The 14,802-nt window shown below is 37.8% G+C and carries 15 protein-coding genes; 8 read left to right on the top strand and 7 right to left on the bottom strand.

Going from position 1 to position 14,802, the window contains the following annotated elements; all coding sequences use genetic code 11:
- Window positions 1-5 precede the first annotated feature (5 nt).
- Window positions 6-755, top strand: coding sequence for a glycosyltransferase family 2 protein (locus DUT68_RS11560; protein WP_113638355.1), 750 nt, complete (start codon window positions 6-8; stop codon window positions 753-755).
- A gap of 31 nt (window positions 756-786) precedes the next feature.
- Here the strand turns inward: DUT68_RS11560 and DUT68_RS11555 are convergent, their stop codons facing one another.
- Both DUT68_RS11555 and DUT68_RS11550 read right to left on the bottom strand, forming a co-directional pair.
- Window positions 787-1,533, bottom strand: a complete 747-nt coding sequence (locus DUT68_RS11555) for a LytR/AlgR family response regulator transcription factor (protein ID WP_113638354.1) — start codon at window positions 1,531-1,533, stop codon at window positions 787-789.
- 1 nt (window position 1,534) lies between these two features.
- Window positions 1,535-3,118 (bottom strand): sensor histidine kinase, encoded by a 1,584-nt coding sequence (locus DUT68_RS11550; RefSeq protein ID WP_113638439.1) that lies wholly within the window; start codon window positions 3,116-3,118, stop codon window positions 1,535-1,537.
- 213 nt (window positions 3,119-3,331) lie between these two features.
- On the opposite strand from DUT68_RS11550, the gene DUT68_RS11545 reads away from it, so the two are divergent.
- Window positions 3,332-3,892 carry a type 1 glutamine amidotransferase domain-containing protein gene (locus DUT68_RS11545; protein WP_113638353.1) on the top strand — a complete coding sequence of 187 codons (561 nt, stop codon included), beginning with the start codon at window positions 3,332-3,334 and terminating at the stop codon, window positions 3,890-3,892.
- 95 nt (window positions 3,893-3,987) lie between these two features.
- Here the strand turns inward: DUT68_RS11545 and DUT68_RS11540 are convergent, their stop codons facing one another.
- On the bottom strand, window positions 3,988-5,031 hold the full coding sequence (locus DUT68_RS11540) for a hypothetical protein (RefSeq protein ID WP_113638352.1): 1,044 nt from the start codon (window positions 5,029-5,031) through the stop codon (window positions 3,988-3,990).
- Between the two features lie 818 nt (window positions 5,032-5,849).
- Here DUT68_RS11540 and fumC point away from each other — a divergent pair.
- Genes fumC through DUT68_RS11515 form a run of 4 tightly spaced genes read left to right on the top strand, consistent with a single transcriptional unit; the run spans window position 5,850 to window position 9,187 of the window.
- Window positions 5,850-7,247, top strand: coding sequence for a class II fumarate hydratase (fumC, locus tag DUT68_RS11530; RefSeq protein WP_113638350.1), 1,398 nt, complete (start codon window positions 5,850-5,852; stop codon window positions 7,245-7,247).
- A 58-nt stretch (window positions 7,248-7,305) separates the two neighbouring features.
- Window positions 7,306-7,845, top strand: coding sequence for a fumarate hydratase (locus DUT68_RS11525; protein WP_237088318.1), 540 nt, complete (start codon window positions 7,306-7,308; stop codon window positions 7,843-7,845).
- Window positions 7,846-7,894: 49 nt separating this feature from the next.
- On the top strand, window positions 7,895-8,686 hold the full coding sequence (locus DUT68_RS11520) for a S1/P1 nuclease (protein ID WP_113638349.1): 792 nt from the start codon (window positions 7,895-7,897) through the stop codon (window positions 8,684-8,686).
- 42 nt (window positions 8,687-8,728) lie between these two features.
- Window positions 8,729-9,187: a low molecular weight protein-tyrosine-phosphatase gene (locus tag DUT68_RS11515; protein WP_113638348.1), complete on the top strand. Its 459-nt coding sequence runs from the start codon at window positions 8,729-8,731 to the stop codon at window positions 9,185-9,187.
- An 85-nt stretch (window positions 9,188-9,272) separates the two neighbouring features.
- Here DUT68_RS11515 and DUT68_RS11510 read toward each other — a convergent pair whose 3' ends face one another.
- Window positions 9,273-10,979 (bottom strand): glycoside hydrolase family 3 protein, encoded by a 1,707-nt coding sequence (locus DUT68_RS11510; protein WP_113638347.1) that lies wholly within the window; start codon window positions 10,977-10,979, stop codon window positions 9,273-9,275.
- A gap of 423 nt (window positions 10,980-11,402) precedes the next feature.
- Here DUT68_RS11510 and DUT68_RS11500 point away from each other — a divergent pair, with 423 nt between their 5' ends.
- Complete coding sequence (locus tag DUT68_RS11500; protein ID WP_113638345.1) at window positions 11,403-12,026, top strand: porin family protein; 624 nt, start codon at window positions 11,403-11,405, stop codon at window positions 12,024-12,026.
- Window positions 12,027-12,160: 134 nt separating this feature from the next.
- Window positions 12,161-12,334: a hypothetical protein gene (locus DUT68_RS18465; protein ID WP_198659577.1), complete on the top strand. Its 174-nt coding sequence runs from the start codon at window positions 12,161-12,163 to the stop codon at window positions 12,332-12,334.
- A 92-nt stretch (window positions 12,335-12,426) separates the two neighbouring features.
- Here the strand turns inward: DUT68_RS18465 and DUT68_RS11495 are convergent, their stop codons facing one another.
- From DUT68_RS11495 to DUT68_RS11485, 3 genes are read right to left on the bottom strand one after another with little or no spacing between them, the layout of a single operon-like run.
- Window positions 12,427-13,188, bottom strand: a complete 762-nt coding sequence (locus DUT68_RS11495) for an SDR family NAD(P)-dependent oxidoreductase (RefSeq protein WP_113638344.1) — start codon at window positions 13,186-13,188, stop codon at window positions 12,427-12,429.
- A gap of 59 nt (window positions 13,189-13,247) precedes the next feature.
- On the bottom strand, window positions 13,248-13,631 hold the full coding sequence (locus DUT68_RS11490; RefSeq protein WP_113638343.1) for a helix-turn-helix domain-containing protein: 384 nt from the start codon (window positions 13,629-13,631) through the stop codon (window positions 13,248-13,250).
- A gap of 20 nt (window positions 13,632-13,651) precedes the next feature.
- Complete coding sequence (locus DUT68_RS11485; RefSeq protein ID WP_113638342.1) at window positions 13,652-14,707, bottom strand: nucleoid-associated protein; 1,056 nt, start codon at window positions 14,705-14,707, stop codon at window positions 13,652-13,654.
- Between the last annotated feature and the right edge of the window lie 95 nt (window positions 14,708-14,802).

Here is a 14,802-nt window from a genome sequence, read left to right as displayed (position 1 = left end):
GTACTATGCTTCCTAAACTGTCCATTATCACCATCGTTTATAATAATGTAAAAGATATTGAGCGTACCATGTTATCGGTTTTAAACCAAACTTATGGTAACATCGAATACATTGTAATTGATGGCGCTTCTACGGATGGTACTTTAGCAATAATCAAAAAATATGAGGGTCGCTTAGCTAAATTAGTTTCTGAAAAAGATAAAGGCATATATGATGCGATGAATAAAGGCTTGGCTTTGGCAACTGGGGATTACGTTTTGTTCATGAATTCTGGCGATGAAATTTACGATCAAAGTACAGTGGAGAGGGTTTTTGCTACTGCTCCCAATGCAGATATTTATTATGGAGAAACGGAGATGTACGATGAAAATTGGCAGAGTTTGGGTAGGAGAAGGCATCAAGCTCCGGAAACTTTTACCTGGCGCAGCTTTAAATATGGCATGAGCATTAGTCACCAGGCCATTTACATTAAACGCAGCCTCACTACCCCTTATGATTTGAGTTATAAATACAGTGCAGATATTGACTGGATTATTAAAATTGCCAAAAAAGCCTCAAGCATTGTAAACACTCATCTATATGTTGCCAAATATTTAGTTGGCGGCATGAGCAAGAAAAAACATCGCGAAAGCTTAAAAGAAAGATTTCAAATTTTTAGTCGCTACTATGGCTTTGTTCCCAACCTAATTAACCATGTGGTGATAGCCTTTAACTTAGTTTTCTTTTATTTAAGATATAGAAGAACGAATGATTAACAATACTTTTCTATTCAATAGCGATTGACTATTAAACTGATTGCAGCGCCTGCCTAACAGCCTCTCTATTAGGTTTTGAAATTGGAATTTTCTCTCCCGAGGCCAGCAATAACAATCCTCCATCTTCTTTAAGCCAACTTTTTACAAATACCGGATTCACTAGATGGCTTTGATGTGTCCTAATAAAACCACTCGGTTTTAGCAAATCTGCATATTCTTTTAAAGGTTTCGAAACCATGATACGCTCACTATCAGATAGAAAGAAAAACGTATAAGTGTTATCGGCTTCGCAACGAACAATGTCGGCTAAACTTACGTATCTGGTTTCAGTTTGCATTGGCAGTGCAATTTTACTTGTGCTGGTTTCGGGCAACATTAACTGTTGTAATAGGAAATCTAGTCTAGAAGTTTGCTTTTGCGTATCCAATTTTTGCACTGCTTTTTCTACTGCTGCAACCAACTCTTCTATATCTATCGGTTTTAACAAATAATCCAACGCCGCAAATTTCACAGCTTGTATTCCATATTGATCATAAGCTGTAATAAAAATTACTTCAAAACTGCGTTTGGAGATTGCCCTCAACACATCAAATCCCGTTTGCTCTCCCATTTGGATATCAAGAAAAACCAATTCAGGAGAGCAATCTTCTATCATTTTGATTGCGTCGGGCACCTTATTTGCAGTGGCTAAAATGTTAACTTGCGGGCAGTGCTTTTGTAGTAACATTTGCAAATTTTCTACATTCGCCCGCTCATCGTCTATCAAAATCGCATTCATATTAAAGCCAGTCTTTTAATGTTAAAGTAATCATAGTTCCTGAATTATCCGATGCTACATCCAGCAAAAACGAAGTATCTTTATAAATACTGTTAAGTAAAGAAATACTATTCTTGCTTAAAGATAAACCCAAACCTTTGTGCTCATTAGCTACAAGAAAGCCGTTACCATTATCTTTTACCGTGAGTATTAAATGTTGATTTTGTTTATTAAACGACACCCGTATTTTTCCATTGCTTTGCTTTGAGGCAATCCCATGTTTCACTGCATTTTCTACAAAGGGTTGCAGCAGCATACTCGGGATTTCTATATTTTCTAAATCTAGGTTTTTATCTGCGGTAATTTCATAACTGAAACCAAACCGCAATTGTTCCATTTGCAAATAATCATCCAATAAGGTCTTTTCTTTCGCTAAACTAACCAACTCGCTACCATCAAGTACATTACGGGTTAATCTGGCAAATTTCGAAAGATATTTATTTGCATTATCGATTTCATTTTTATTCATCAGATTTTGAATACCAGCCAAGGCATTGAACATAAAATGAGGATTCAATTGCGAGCGGATAGCACCTAATTGTAGTTTAGCCACATTTTTTTGATACGATTCTTCGGATATAATTTTCTTATTTCTCTTTTTAATCAACAAAAAAATGAAAATAGAAACTATAGCTATCGAGAAAGCTGCGATGAATATATAAGTGACAACTTCCATTTTCGTATAGCTTTTGTTAGCCAATGTAATAGACAGCGTGTACTTGGCAGTAAATTGGCTGTTCAAATCTGTTTCAGTCCATTTCACTAAAGGTTCAATTATTACTTCGTAGTCACCAGAATTCTTAAAAACAGCTTTGTCAATTTCCAAGAAAGGTAAAAACTCATTGTTCTCCACAAGCCCACCATATTGCCATGCTGTTGATTTAAATACTAGCTTGTTTGTTCGCTTCTCGACAATTGAAAGGCTGTAAATATAATCAATAGCTGATTTGTCTTTGACGACTGTGAGTTGGTCGTCTTTTTCATCAAAAGTTAACTTGGTACTACGTTTTGGATTTTTTATCCAAGCATAATCAACGCCTTTAGCCACGGCATAACGTTTTGAAAAAGCTTTAACAACAGCCCTCGGTAGCGGTTTGCCGTAAAATACAGTTTGATCAACATTTTGAGGCTGATTAATACTATAGCCAAGTATGGTAACTACATGCCCCTTAATTGGAAAATTACCAAGCTTGGTTGATATTAGCATTTCTCCAGCCAGGTCCACCTTCTCCAATCCTGCTAAGGATTTATTGAGTAAAATAGGTTTATCATCTTGTAAAATAGTGTATCGGTAATTTTGGGCTTCACTTTGATCTCGAAAATAAATATGAATACTTGCTGCATTTACATCCAAAAGGCTGTTGAATGAGGTTCGCGGCTGATTTGGAAAAACATTTGCGTATGACACATTCTTGGCAGCACTATCTAGATACATCATCAATTTGCCCCCTGCAGCATATGCTTTAGAAAAATTGATGCCATTTTGTGCATATGCCGCACCGTAGCAAAGTATAAACCCTAAAAATGTAAGTAATATCTTTTTCATGATGTTAATTTTTAATTTCATCATCAAACTTGCACCAATAATAAGAAAACTAAAATCATAAACTAGGAAACGCCACCTCTCAATTAGTAAACATTTACTTTTATACAGGATTTGATTTTGTAGTAAACACTATCCTCCTAGCTCAATTTCTCAAAACAAACACTTTAAAGTTTTTGTATTTATAAAGATTGTTTTATTAAATACATAAAGAAAATGGGAAAGTTAAGCAATAAAAACATCGCTATTCTATCTGAGAATGGCTTCGAAGAATCAGAGTTATTTGAACCACTAAATAGGTTAAAAGAAGAGGGTGCTAATGTACGTATCATCTCTTCAAAAAAAGGTAGCATTAAAGCTATGAAAGATCATCAGTGGAGCAAAGAAATTGCAGTAGACAATACGGTTGAAGAGGTAAATGTGAACGATTTCGACGGCCTATTACTACCGGGCGGTGTAATTAATCCAGATGCCCTGCGTGCTAATGAAAATGCAGTAGCTTTTGTAAGAGATTTCTTCAAAAAAGGCAAACCTGTTGCTGCTATTTGCCACGGCCCACAAACCCTAATCAATGCTGAGGTAGTTGAAGGAAGAAAGATGACTTCTTATGCCTCCATTAAGAAAGATTTGATGAATGCTGGCGCACAGTGGGTAGATGAAGAGGTGGTGGTAGACCAAGGTTTAGTAACCAGTCGCAGCCCTGAAGATATTCCAGCTTTTAACGATAAAATGGTGGAAGAATTTGCGGAAGGCGTACATGAAGAGCAACACGCATAAGCAAATTTGCTAATCCAGATAGCGCTTAGTTAAGCATTTTTTAATGTTCAGCTAAGCGCTTAATTTTTGCCCTAAACCAGCGTTGGAGATGGCAACTATAACTTCACTTGCCTAATGATGTTCTTTAAATTCAGCTCAATGATATCTGTCATGTTTCTGCAGTGCCTGTAAGCATCGTCCCGATAATATTTAGCCATGCTTTCTTTCAATTTCTGGATATTTTCTTTTGTAGTTAGTTCTTCTTTACAGGAAACATCCCTCAAATCAGTTAAGCGATGACGCTCACTACGCACCCTGTGAACTAATGACGATAACTCCTCCTGTTTGTACTGCTGTACTGTTTTCTCGGTGAGATGTTCCATGCACATTTTCACCAGCGGATAGTTCTCTTTGAAAAACTGAGGCATGTATACTCTGATGTTGCCTTCGTAAAACTGCTGGTCAAAATCAATGGCTCTGATACGAAATTGAATATCGTCGAAATCCGGAGTAATTTGCACTACAAAATTGTACGATCGCATATCCCCAAGCAAAGTAACTAAGCAACGTTCATTAAACTTTACAAATTCTTTTGCGATACGTGTTGGATTAAAATCATCCTGATACAGCTTTCCGCCATTAAAAACATCGCCAGGCAAACCTACAATATGCTCTTCAATCATGGTATCGCCATCCACTAAATAATTGACTTGGTTTGGCGATAAAATTTCTTCCAGCTCCAAGCCATAAATCCTGGAAGCATCTGCTTTTTTAACATAAAAGTAGTCATAAACATCGTTAAGCCTATTTACAATGCGAATACGAAATGGATGCGTATTACCAAAAGTACAATAGTCGATCCTGTCGATATACTTATGCTCTACAATGCGCAGGTTTCCTGAGGCTTTCAATTTGGCGTAGATGATTTTTAGTCCGTTGTGCAACTCCTCAATTTGGCCTTGCGCATAAATTGGGCTTTCCCATAAGGTATCTTTTCCATCCTTATCCATGATGGGGTAGCTTTCGGTGAATGCCTTCAAATCCTCGTACTTGATGGGCAAACGGGCATCACGTTGGTAGGTGCGCAGGTACTTGTGTAAGTTTTCGCTTACAGGAAATATGGGTTTTTTACGGGAAATTTTTACGTCTTTAAGTTGCATACCCTTAATTTATCCTAGCAATTTACTATAAATTACTGTTTGTTGAAATTAAACGCAAGGCGATTGATGTAGTTTTTACAACCGCTCTTCGAGATTTGCAATTTTGAAGTGATATTAAAGGATTTTAACTTGGATATCTTTTCGGTTAGTTTTTTAACGCTAAGGAAAAAGAGGTTTCGCAGAGAACGCAAATAGATTATCTTTTGAGCCTTGTGGTTTTCCCACCGCTCTTCGAGATTTGCAATCTCGAAGCGTTATCAAAGGATTTATAATCCGTATTTACAGATTTCAGCTTGAATATTTTTTCGGTTAGTTTTTTAACGCTGAGGAAAAGAAGGTTTCGCAAAGAACGCAAAGGCTTTTCAATAAACAATCCCGTTTTAAGCCTCTGTACTAAACCGCTCTTCGAGATTTGCAATCTCGAAGCGATATCAAAGGATTTACAATCCGTATTTACGGATGTCAACTTGGATAGCTTTTAGGTTGGTTTTAACGCAGAGGAAAAAAAGGTTTCGCAAAGAACGCAAAGGCTTTTGCTATAGGTTTGCTAAAGTTTGTATTTAGCACGGATTGTTGTTAATTAAACCCGATTGCGGCGGAAATACTTTTTGTGGCACTGCCTGCATTCAATTTACGAAGTTTTCGAAACTTCGTAAGTTTGGCGATTCCTCAAACAAAAAGATTGTAGCCAAAAGCGGGACTGCATTTGCCAAGAACTACTTCAAATGCTTTTCTAATGTATATGTAACGTTTCTAAATAAATTTCCTTTAAGGGCTAAAAAGGTTAAATTTGAGGCAAATAATTTTTTTCAAATACCATGAGTTTTAGAATAGAACATGATACCATGGGCGAGGTGCAAGTACCTGCCGACAAATATTGGGGAGCGCAAACAGAACGCTCTAGAAACAATTTTAAAATTGGACCAGAGGCATCAATGCCTAAGGAAATTATCCACGCATTTGGCTACCTAAAAAAAGCTGCAGCATTGGCTAATAACGAATTAGGCGTACTTTCTAAAGAAAAAACAGATTTAATTGCTAAGGCTTGCGATGAGGTGATTGCCGGAAAATTAGACGATCAGTTTCCGTTGGTAATTTGGCAAACTGGATCGGGCACACAAAGCAACATGAACGGAAACGAGGTGATTGCTAATCGTGGCCACGTAATTGGCGGTGGTGATTTAATGGACGAGAAAAAATCGTTACACCCTAATGATGACGTCAACAAATCGCAATCAAGCAATGATACTTACCCAACTGCAATGCACATTGCGGCTTATAAACAAGCGGTTGAGGTAACCATTCCGGGCATTCAAAAATTGCGTAACACTTTAGCTAGCAAAGCTGAAGCTTGGGGCGATATCGTTAAAACTGGTCGTACGCACTTTATGGATGCTACGCCATTAACTTTAAAGCAGGAGTTTTCGGGCTATGTACAGCAATTGGATAATGGCTTAAGAGCTATTAACAATGCTTTAGAAATGATTAAGGAGCTAGCTTTAGGTGGTACAGCTGTTGGAACTGGCTTAAATACACCTAAGGGTTATGATGTATTGGTAGCTCAAAAAATTGCTGATTTAACCGGACTACCCTTCGTAACTGCACCTAACAAATTTGAAGCATTGGCAGCTCACGATGCCATGGTTGAACTTTCTGGTGCTTATAAAAGAGTGGCTGTTTCGTTAATGAAAATTGCTAATGATATCCGTATGTTGAGCTCAGGTCCTCGTTGCGGTATTGGCGAAATTATTATTCCTGATAACGAGCCAGGATCATCAATTATGCCGGGCAAGGTTAACCCTACACAACCAGAGGCTATGACCATGGTATGCGCTCAGGTAATGGGTAACGATGTGGCAGTAAGTGTTGGCGCTAGCAACGGACATTTTGAACTGAACGTATTTAAACCAGTTATTGCGGCAAACGTGTTGCAAAGTGGCCGTTTAATTGGCGACGCCTGCGTTTCATTTAACGATAAGTGTGCCGCTGGCATTGAGCCTAACCGCCCGGTAATTAAACAACACATGGAAAATTCGTTGATGTTGGTTACTGCATTAAACCCACATATTGGTTACGAAAATGCTGCTAAAATTGCTAAAAAAGCACATAAAGAAAATAAAACATTAAGAGAAGCGGCTATTGAACTTGGGCTGTTAACTGATGAGCAGTTTACTGCTTGGGTTAAGCCTGAGGATATGGTTGGTAGTTTGAAATAAAAGCCCCTCCTAACTTCGCCAAAGGGAAGAATATAAAGCGTAAATATCGAACTTAAACATGTTTCGGATTTTAGATAAAAACACTGTAAAAAAGTCCCTTTCCCTTTGGGGAAGGGATTTAGGCGTGTGGCTATTTTTTTTATTCACTTTCTCCTGCTCCCGTTTGCCAGATGTGCAGGGCAAAGGAGAAGCTTTTTTACAGGGTGTTTGGAATCAAGATAGTATTGCGCATAAACAGGAGTTACAAGCTTATACCCAACACCTATTTAAATTCACTTGTGATTCATTTTATGTTGATTTTGTAACACATTCCAAAGTAAACTACTACGAAGAGGAATGCTATAACGGTGGCCTTTGGAAGGAATACGCTAAAGGAACTTATCAGGTGCGCAATGACTCCTTAATTTTGGTGGGCGATTTTACCAAATCCAATTACAAACAAAAGGTTTCTGGATGTTATAGAAGCGGGCGCTACATTACTAACTTTAAAGTTAAAGCTTGGAATGCCACACAATTACAGCTTGAAAACTTGAGCGACCAAACAGAAGTGATACTTAATTTAAAGCAAAAAATTACTTGCGTACCTAAAGCGCTTTAAGATTGCTTCTCCGAATTACAGGAGCGATAACGAATTAGAATATAAACAGATGAAAAATTTAAAAAGATTAATTGTAGCAATAGCTTTGATTTATGCGCCTATTGCGGCTAATGCTTGGGGCGTTTTAGGACACCGTATTGTTGGTGAAATTGCCGACAGCTACCTTACACCTAATGCCCGCAAAGCCATTAAGCAAATATTAGGCAACGAAAGTTTGGCCATGAGCGCCAACTGGGCTGATTTTATCAAATCGGACACTACTTATAAATACCTCAACTCTTGGCACTATGTGAATTTACCAGAAGGTTTGGATAAAGCCGGAATGAGCAACTATTTAGATGGATTTAAGGAAGCAAATATCTATGGAAAAACCAATGAGATGATTGCTTTACTTAAAGATCCAAAAACACCTGCCGATAAAAAATTGTTCGCTATGCGCATATTAGTGCATTTAATTGGTGATATGCACCAGCCTATGCATACGGCAAGAAAAGAAGATTTGGGCGGCAATAGAATCACCGTTACTTGGTTTGGACAGCGCTCCAATCTACATCAAATTTGGGACGAAAAATTGATTGACTTTCAACAGTTGAGTTATACTGAATATGCTAAAGCAATTAACTATGCAACGCCACAGCAATTGGCCGAGTGGAACAAAGCTAATTTGAAAGACTGCATTTTCGAATCGTACCAAGTGTGCAATAAAATTTATGCTACCGGGATAAAAAGTGATGATAAACTGAGCTATAATTACAATTTCGATTGGATTGGCACACTAAACCAGCAACTGCTTAAAGGTGGCGTAAGGTTAGCTAAAATATTGAACGAGATTTATAAATAGTCTGAGGTTAGAAGATTCAATGCTTTATTTAATCATTACGTTGTGAAAATCCTGATGGTTTGTTTAGGAAATATTTGCCGATCGCCGCTGGCGCATGGCATGTTGCAGCATTTGGCTGATGAAAAAGCGCTGGGCTGGACTGTACACAGTGCAGGCACCGGAAATTGGCATGTAGGCAACCCGCCAGATCACCGAAGCGTTGCAGCAGCGAAAAGACTTGGTTATGATATTTCCACTCAACGAGCTAGGCATTTTAGCCCCAGCTTTTTTGATGAGTATGATCATATTTTAGTGATGGATAGTAATAACTTGAAAGACGTACTACGTTTAGCAACAACGCCACAACAAAAGCAGAAAGTTAGGCTCTTTTTACCTGAAGGAGAAGTGGCTGACCCTTATTATGACAATGCTTTATTTGATCCAGTAAGCAAACAGGTGGAGCAGCGTTGCAAGGAGTTGATAACCGAACTAAAATTACAATATAGATTTATTGGAATTTGAGCTTAAAGGAAAAGGTTTTATACCTATTTAAAAAACAAAGGCGCCCAATTAAATTTTGGACGCCTTTGTTTTTTATTGGCTCGGTTTACAAGCCGTCGCCGTATTTGAACACTTTATTTACCGTTACTGGTAACTTGCCAGTTGGCATTAACTTTTTGGTAAAAATTGCGGCTGCAGCTTTCTGCATAAAATCTTCTTTTTGATAGGCAACTACTATTGAGCGGGCCATTTCAATACCAGGCAAGTTGGCCAAGTTGTAAGGATTAGCAAAAAATGCCACCATCGCATTTCTTGCTGATAAAGTAGTAATCATGTCTTTTACATCTTTACCCAAAGGAATGTTGTTGCCTGGACGTGTCCTCGTATCTACAATAGCCATCACAATTTGGTCGCCATCTTGAATTTGCTTCATTACAGCTTCAATAGCAGCAGCGTTAGCATTTTTATCTACATTAAATGAAATTGAGTTTTTGTAAGTACCTACTATCTCATTTTGAAAGGCGGTAGCCTGTGTGGTACCAACATTAATAATCACCATGCGTTTGTTAGGTGTTAAGCTGGCTATTCCATCTCTACTTTTAAGCAAAGTCATGCTAGCTTCGGCAAGTTGCTGCACTAAAGCCCTGCTTTCCGGACGATTGATATCTTCTGAAATATTATTCTCATCAATTTGAGGTTTAACATTCAAGCCAGCCCAATATTTTGCAGTTAGCACTTTCTTAACGCTTTCATCTATACGTTCCATGCTAATGCGCTGGTCTTTAATTGCTTCTTTTATCTTTTTAATGGCTTGTTTGCTATCATGAGCTAGCTCTAAAATATCCATACCAGCAATAAGCCCCATTACCTCAGCTTCACCATCTTTAAAATACTTGGTTACGCCCTTCATGTCCATCGCGTCAGAAATAATCAATCCTTTAAAGCCCAATTCGTTTTTCAACAAACCGGTAACTATAGGATTTGATAAAGTAGACGGCATGTTAGGCGTAGGATCTAAGGCCGGAATGTTCATGTGTGCAATCATTACTCCCGCAGCGCCTTTTTTAATCAGCTCTTTAAACGGATACAACTCTAAAGTATCCAAACGCTCTTTGGTAAATTTCAACTGGGGCAAATCGTAATGCGAATCTACATCAGTATCACCATGACCTGGAAAGTGCTTTATGCTGGTTAGCAAACCGCCATCTTGCATTCCCAATAAATAGGCAGCGCTTTTTTCAGCTACATTGTACTTATTTTCACCGAACGAGCGGAAATTGATTACTGGATTTTTAGCGTTGTTGTTTACATCTACATCAGGAGCCAAGTTCATGTGCATACCAATTCGCTTGAAATCTTTAGCTACTTCCAAACCCATTTTGTACAATAACTCTTTATTTTGTACCGCTCCCAAGGCCATTTGATAAGGATAGGAAATAGTGCTGTCTAAACGCATACCTAATCCCCATTCGCCATCCGAAGTAACCAGCAAAGGCACTTTGGATTTGCTTTGGTAATCCTTTGTTAGCAGCGCCTGGCGTACAGGTCCGCCCTGAAAAAATACTACGCCCCCTAGTTTTTGGCGTTTAATTACCTTGCCAACCGAATCTTGATAAGCCTTACTTAAGTTAGTATGCGCCCTAACAAAGAGTAATTGAGCAATTTTATGCTTAGTACTTAACTTTTTAAATACCGAATCAACCCACTTTGGTTGTTGCTTTAATAACTCGATATAAGATGGTTGCTGTGCTTTGGCGGTAGCGCAAGTAAATAAAGAAATTACGGCTATAGCGTAAATAAATCTTTTGTTCATTGTGTGTTTAAAGTTTGAATCTTTTTCTTCCTTTTGCAGTTTCTTGCGGAAAAACCCTTAAAGATGCGGAAACAATTTGTGCTTACCAATATTTGTTGTGCATTTTTAGCACCTTACGCCCTTGGCACCACCTTCATCGCATTTTTTAAACATCATTGTATTAAATTTGATACACTTTTAAGTGATAGAAACCAGCTTTTATCTAGTCACAAAACAAAAATTAATCGCTTAAAAATCTGCTATTTAACCTACGAAAACTGGATTTAGCAAGTACACCTAATTGCTATGCCATACCCATTGGCACGTTTATTTATAAATGCATCAACGTAAAAGGCTTCTTTAACTAAAAAATAGTGACGGCCTTGTAATGTGAAAATTGAACGGCTACCCCAAAAGTTTAGCCATTAAAAACAAAAAATTGAAATGAAAAAAATAGCAATCCTTGTACTTGGTCTGTTTGTAACAGGTCTTACAGCAAACGCACAATCTACCGACAAGTTAATCAAATTTGGTGTTAAAGGTGGGGTTAACTTTTCTAACATCATTAAAGATGACGGTAATAACGATTTTAAAACAGATTACCTTGTAGGTTACAATGCCGGTGTAACTTTAGATATTAAATTACTAGAGAACCTAGCATTTACTCCAGAGCTTTTATACTCTACCAAAGGTTACAAATCTGAATCGGTATTTGGTACTTTTACCCAAACTACGCATTTTATTGATTTGCCAATTTTAGCTAGCATTAAATTAGCTGAGGGACTTAACGTAGTAGCTGGTCCTCAGGTTTCATTCCTTTTGTCAACTAATAACAAGTTCGAAAATGGCTTTGGAACAGCACAACAACAAATTGTAGAAGACGAATCTGATAGATTTAAAAAGAGCATTGTAGCGGGTGTAATTGGTGCACGTTTTGACTTGAGCAACAAAGTTGGAATTTTTGGAAGATATGCACTTGATTTCCAAAAAACAAACGAAAACGGCGACCGTGTTACTCCAGAATTTAAAAACCAAGTTTTCCAAGTTGGATTGGGATTAAAATTCTAATCGCAGAGCGATTTCAACATAGATCGAAAGCCTATGCGTTATTAGCGCATGGGCTTTTTGCTTTTTTAAAACAAAGGTTGCTTTGAACGGTTACTTAATAAGTACAATTAATTTATTCACTTAAAACTAAAGCAATGAAAAATAACCATTTTCCAAAAAACGATGGTAATGTACCTAGCAATACCATTGCAGACAGAGCGCATAATGACGTGAAACAAGACAAAAAGAAAATTGGCATTACCAATGCTGGTGGCCAGCGTTCTGATCAAACCTCAAATAAAGATAACGAGCGTAAGAGAGGGCAGTAGTAATTGGCTCATTCGATATTAATCATTAAATATTAAAAAAGGAGTACAAAACATGCTAAGGCAATATTGTACTCCTTTTTTGTACAGTGCAATTAGATAAACATCCCTCCCGAAACCTCAATTCTTTGTGCGTTAACCCAGCGGGCTTCTGCTGAACATAAAAAGGCAACCACACCTCCAATATCATCTGGCAATCCAACCCTACCTAAGGCTGTATTAGAAGCCACAAATGCATTTACTTGCTCGTTATCTCTCACTACACCGCCACCAAAATCGGTTTCAATAGCTCCTGGCGCAACAGCGTTTACTGTGATACCTCTAGCGCCTAGTTCTTTCGCTAAATACTTGGTAAGTACTTCAATTGCTCCTTTCAAAGCAGCATAGGCACTATAGCCGGGTAAGGCAAAGCGAGTTAAGCCCGTGGAAACGTTAACAATACCGCCTTGGTTAGCAATTGTTGGCAGCAATTTTTGAATGAGAAAGTATACCCCTTTGAAATGTATGTTGGTTAGCAAATCAAACTGATCTTCGGTGGTACTTTCAAAAGGTGTGTTAATACCAATGCCAGCGTTGTTCACCAAAAAATCGAAGTTTTCTCTACCCCACTTTTCTTTTAATATTTCGGCTAGGTTCGCTGCAAAGCCATCAAAAGTAGCTACTTGACCCACATTTAGTTGAAGTGCGGCTGCACTTTGTCCCATTTGCTCAATTTCTGCAACAACCTGCTCGGCTTCCTGTTTGCCACTATTATATGTAATAATTACGTCGTTGCCTTTTTTGGCTAAGGCTAAGGCCATATTTTTTCCTAACCCGCGACTACCGCCGGTTACTAGTACTATTTTTTGTTGATCCATCTGTATTAAATATTTGATACAAATTTCGGCAATAAAGTGGCTTCAAAAATGGTGACAGTTTAAGTATTTTCTGTATGGTGTTTTCTAAATTGCTTAGGGGTTAATCCCTCAAAAGATTTAAAAAACTTCGTGAAATTAGTAGGATCGTTAAAGGTAAGCTTATAGCTGATTTCATTAATAGGCATATCATTGAGCAGCAACATTTTCTTAGCTTCCTCTAAAGTGCGCTGCTCAACAAAGTGGCACGGCGAGAAACCTGTAGTTAACTTAATGGTGTTACTAAAGTGCCCTGCATGGATGAAAAGCGCTGCTGCGAAATCTTTGATGTGGTACATCTTATCGGTACGGCCAGCTAAAATATCATCCATGTGTTTTTCCAATAGCGCAAAAAATTCTTTTGTAATTTCTTCCTTTCTGCTAATGATTTTTTTAGGAATTGCCATGCACCAATATAGCTATAATCCTAAAGCTCTTCCTTAAAATAAAGTTTATAACAATTCATCCCACGTTCAGCGTCGTAATCCTTTTCAATCAATTCTTTATTACCATGGATATAAACGTGGAAGTTTTTATCGAGCTTTAAAATACTTTTGAAATCCTTGGCCTGTTTTTTTACTGCAGCGGTAGAGATATCAAAAGTATCCGCAATTGGCGTATCAAATTCCTCTTCGTAAGATTGCTTGTAGCTTTTAAAAAGCGCTGCGCCTTCTTCGTTTGCAATTACCTCATTAGTAAACTCATCCATATCAAAAGTTTCCTTTTCTTTGAAGTATTTCATCGATCTGTTGAGCAAATCAATCTTATCAGTTTTTTCTACTTCAAATTCCTGATCCAATTTCTCCGTAACAAAACTCTTGTAAACGTCCATCACGTTTTGTGTTTGGTTGAAATTATCGTTACGCACTTTCAACATTAAAAACTGATCTTTCCAATAAGCGGCGTCGGAACTTTTGCTGGTGTTATCCACCACCACAACCTTATAACCTTCTTCTTTATCCGTGTTGAAGATGATACAGCCCTTATCCAATTTATTGATATTGATACCTTGTTGTTCGTAACTGATGTTAAAACCATTTTGATCAGGAAAAACCCTGATGTAGCTTTCCTTACTTTCGGACCTGAAAATTCCGACAGCATCATGCAAATCACCTTCTATTTGCAAATTTTCAAAGTAACCTACATACAGTTCGCCTCCTTTGATTTTCGGATGGTCTGCCACTTCGAAAAGGTAAGTCGCAATGTTTTTACTGTTCTCATGAAAGGAACCTCCATCAGCAAAAATTTCAGTGACTATGCGGTAAATTTCATTTGAATTTAAATCATTGCCCGGGTGCGTAAAACGAAAAACTTCATTCACTTTTTGAAAAGGTGCAAGGAAATATTGCTTCAGCAACTGGTTCAGCATTTCATCCTGTACATGCATAGAATTATCGGAAAGCGAATAATACTCCTCATTGGCTTTATTACCTACATGATGCACAGAAAGTTCCGCTAAATTGGATTCGATGAAAGATACCATAACTTTAAATTGAGGAGCAAAGGTATTAAAAAGTAGGCACTGAAAAAGAGAGAAAACAAAAGCCTGCGCTAAGTGATTTTAGCGGCAATAAAAAA

The organism is Pedobacter zeaxanthinifaciens (assembly GCF_003313335.1).
Lineage (GTDB): Bacteria > Bacteroidota > Bacteroidia > Sphingobacteriales > Sphingobacteriaceae > Pedobacter > Pedobacter zeaxanthinifaciens.
The sequence above is the reverse complement of the archived record's forward strand: the minus strand, read 5'-3'. Positions and strand labels throughout refer to the sequence as shown.

Bases quoted from the DNA above. Each gene is read 5' to 3' on its own strand.
- DUT68_RS11560 (WP_113638355.1), top strand. From the start codon at position 6: ATGCTTCCTAAACTGTCCATTATCACCATCGTTTATAATAATGTAAAA.
- DUT68_RS11555 (WP_113638354.1), bottom strand. From the start codon at position 1,533: ATGAATGCGATTTTGATAGACGATGAGCGGGCGAATGTAGAAAATTTG.
- DUT68_RS11550 (WP_113638439.1), bottom strand. From the start codon at position 3,118: ATGAAAAAGATATTACTTACATTTTTAGGGTTTATACTTTGCTACGGT.
- DUT68_RS11545 (WP_113638353.1), top strand. From the start codon at position 3,332: ATGGGAAAGTTAAGCAATAAAAACATCGCTATTCTATCTGAGAATGGC.
- DUT68_RS11540 (WP_113638352.1), bottom strand. From the start codon at position 5,031: ATGCAACTTAAAGACGTAAAAATTTCCCGTAAAAAACCCATATTTCCT.
- fumC (WP_113638350.1), top strand. From the start codon at position 5,850: ATGAGTTTTAGAATAGAACATGATACCATGGGCGAGGTGCAAGTACCT.
- DUT68_RS11525 (WP_237088318.1), top strand. From the start codon at position 7,306: ATGTTTCGGATTTTAGATAAAAACACTGTAAAAAAGTCCCTTTCCCTT.
- DUT68_RS11520 (WP_113638349.1), top strand. From the start codon at position 7,895: ATGAAAAATTTAAAAAGATTAATTGTAGCAATAGCTTTGATTTATGCG.
- DUT68_RS11510 (WP_113638347.1), bottom strand. From the start codon at position 10,979: ATGAACAAAAGATTTATTTACGCTATAGCCGTAATTTCTTTATTTACT.
- DUT68_RS11500 (WP_113638345.1), top strand. From the start codon at position 11,403: ATGAAAAAAATAGCAATCCTTGTACTTGGTCTGTTTGTAACAGGTCTT.
- DUT68_RS18465 (WP_198659577.1), top strand. From the start codon at position 12,161: ATGAAAAATAACCATTTTCCAAAAAACGATGGTAATGTACCTAGCAAT.
- DUT68_RS11495 (WP_113638344.1), bottom strand. From the start codon at position 13,188: ATGGATCAACAAAAAATAGTACTAGTAACCGGCGGTAGTCGCGGGTTA.
- DUT68_RS11490 (WP_113638343.1), bottom strand. From the start codon at position 13,631: ATGGCAATTCCTAAAAAAATCATTAGCAGAAAGGAAGAAATTACAAAA.
- DUT68_RS11485 (WP_113638342.1), bottom strand. From the start codon at position 14,707: ATGGTATCTTTCATCGAATCCAATTTAGCGGAACTTTCTGTGCATCAT.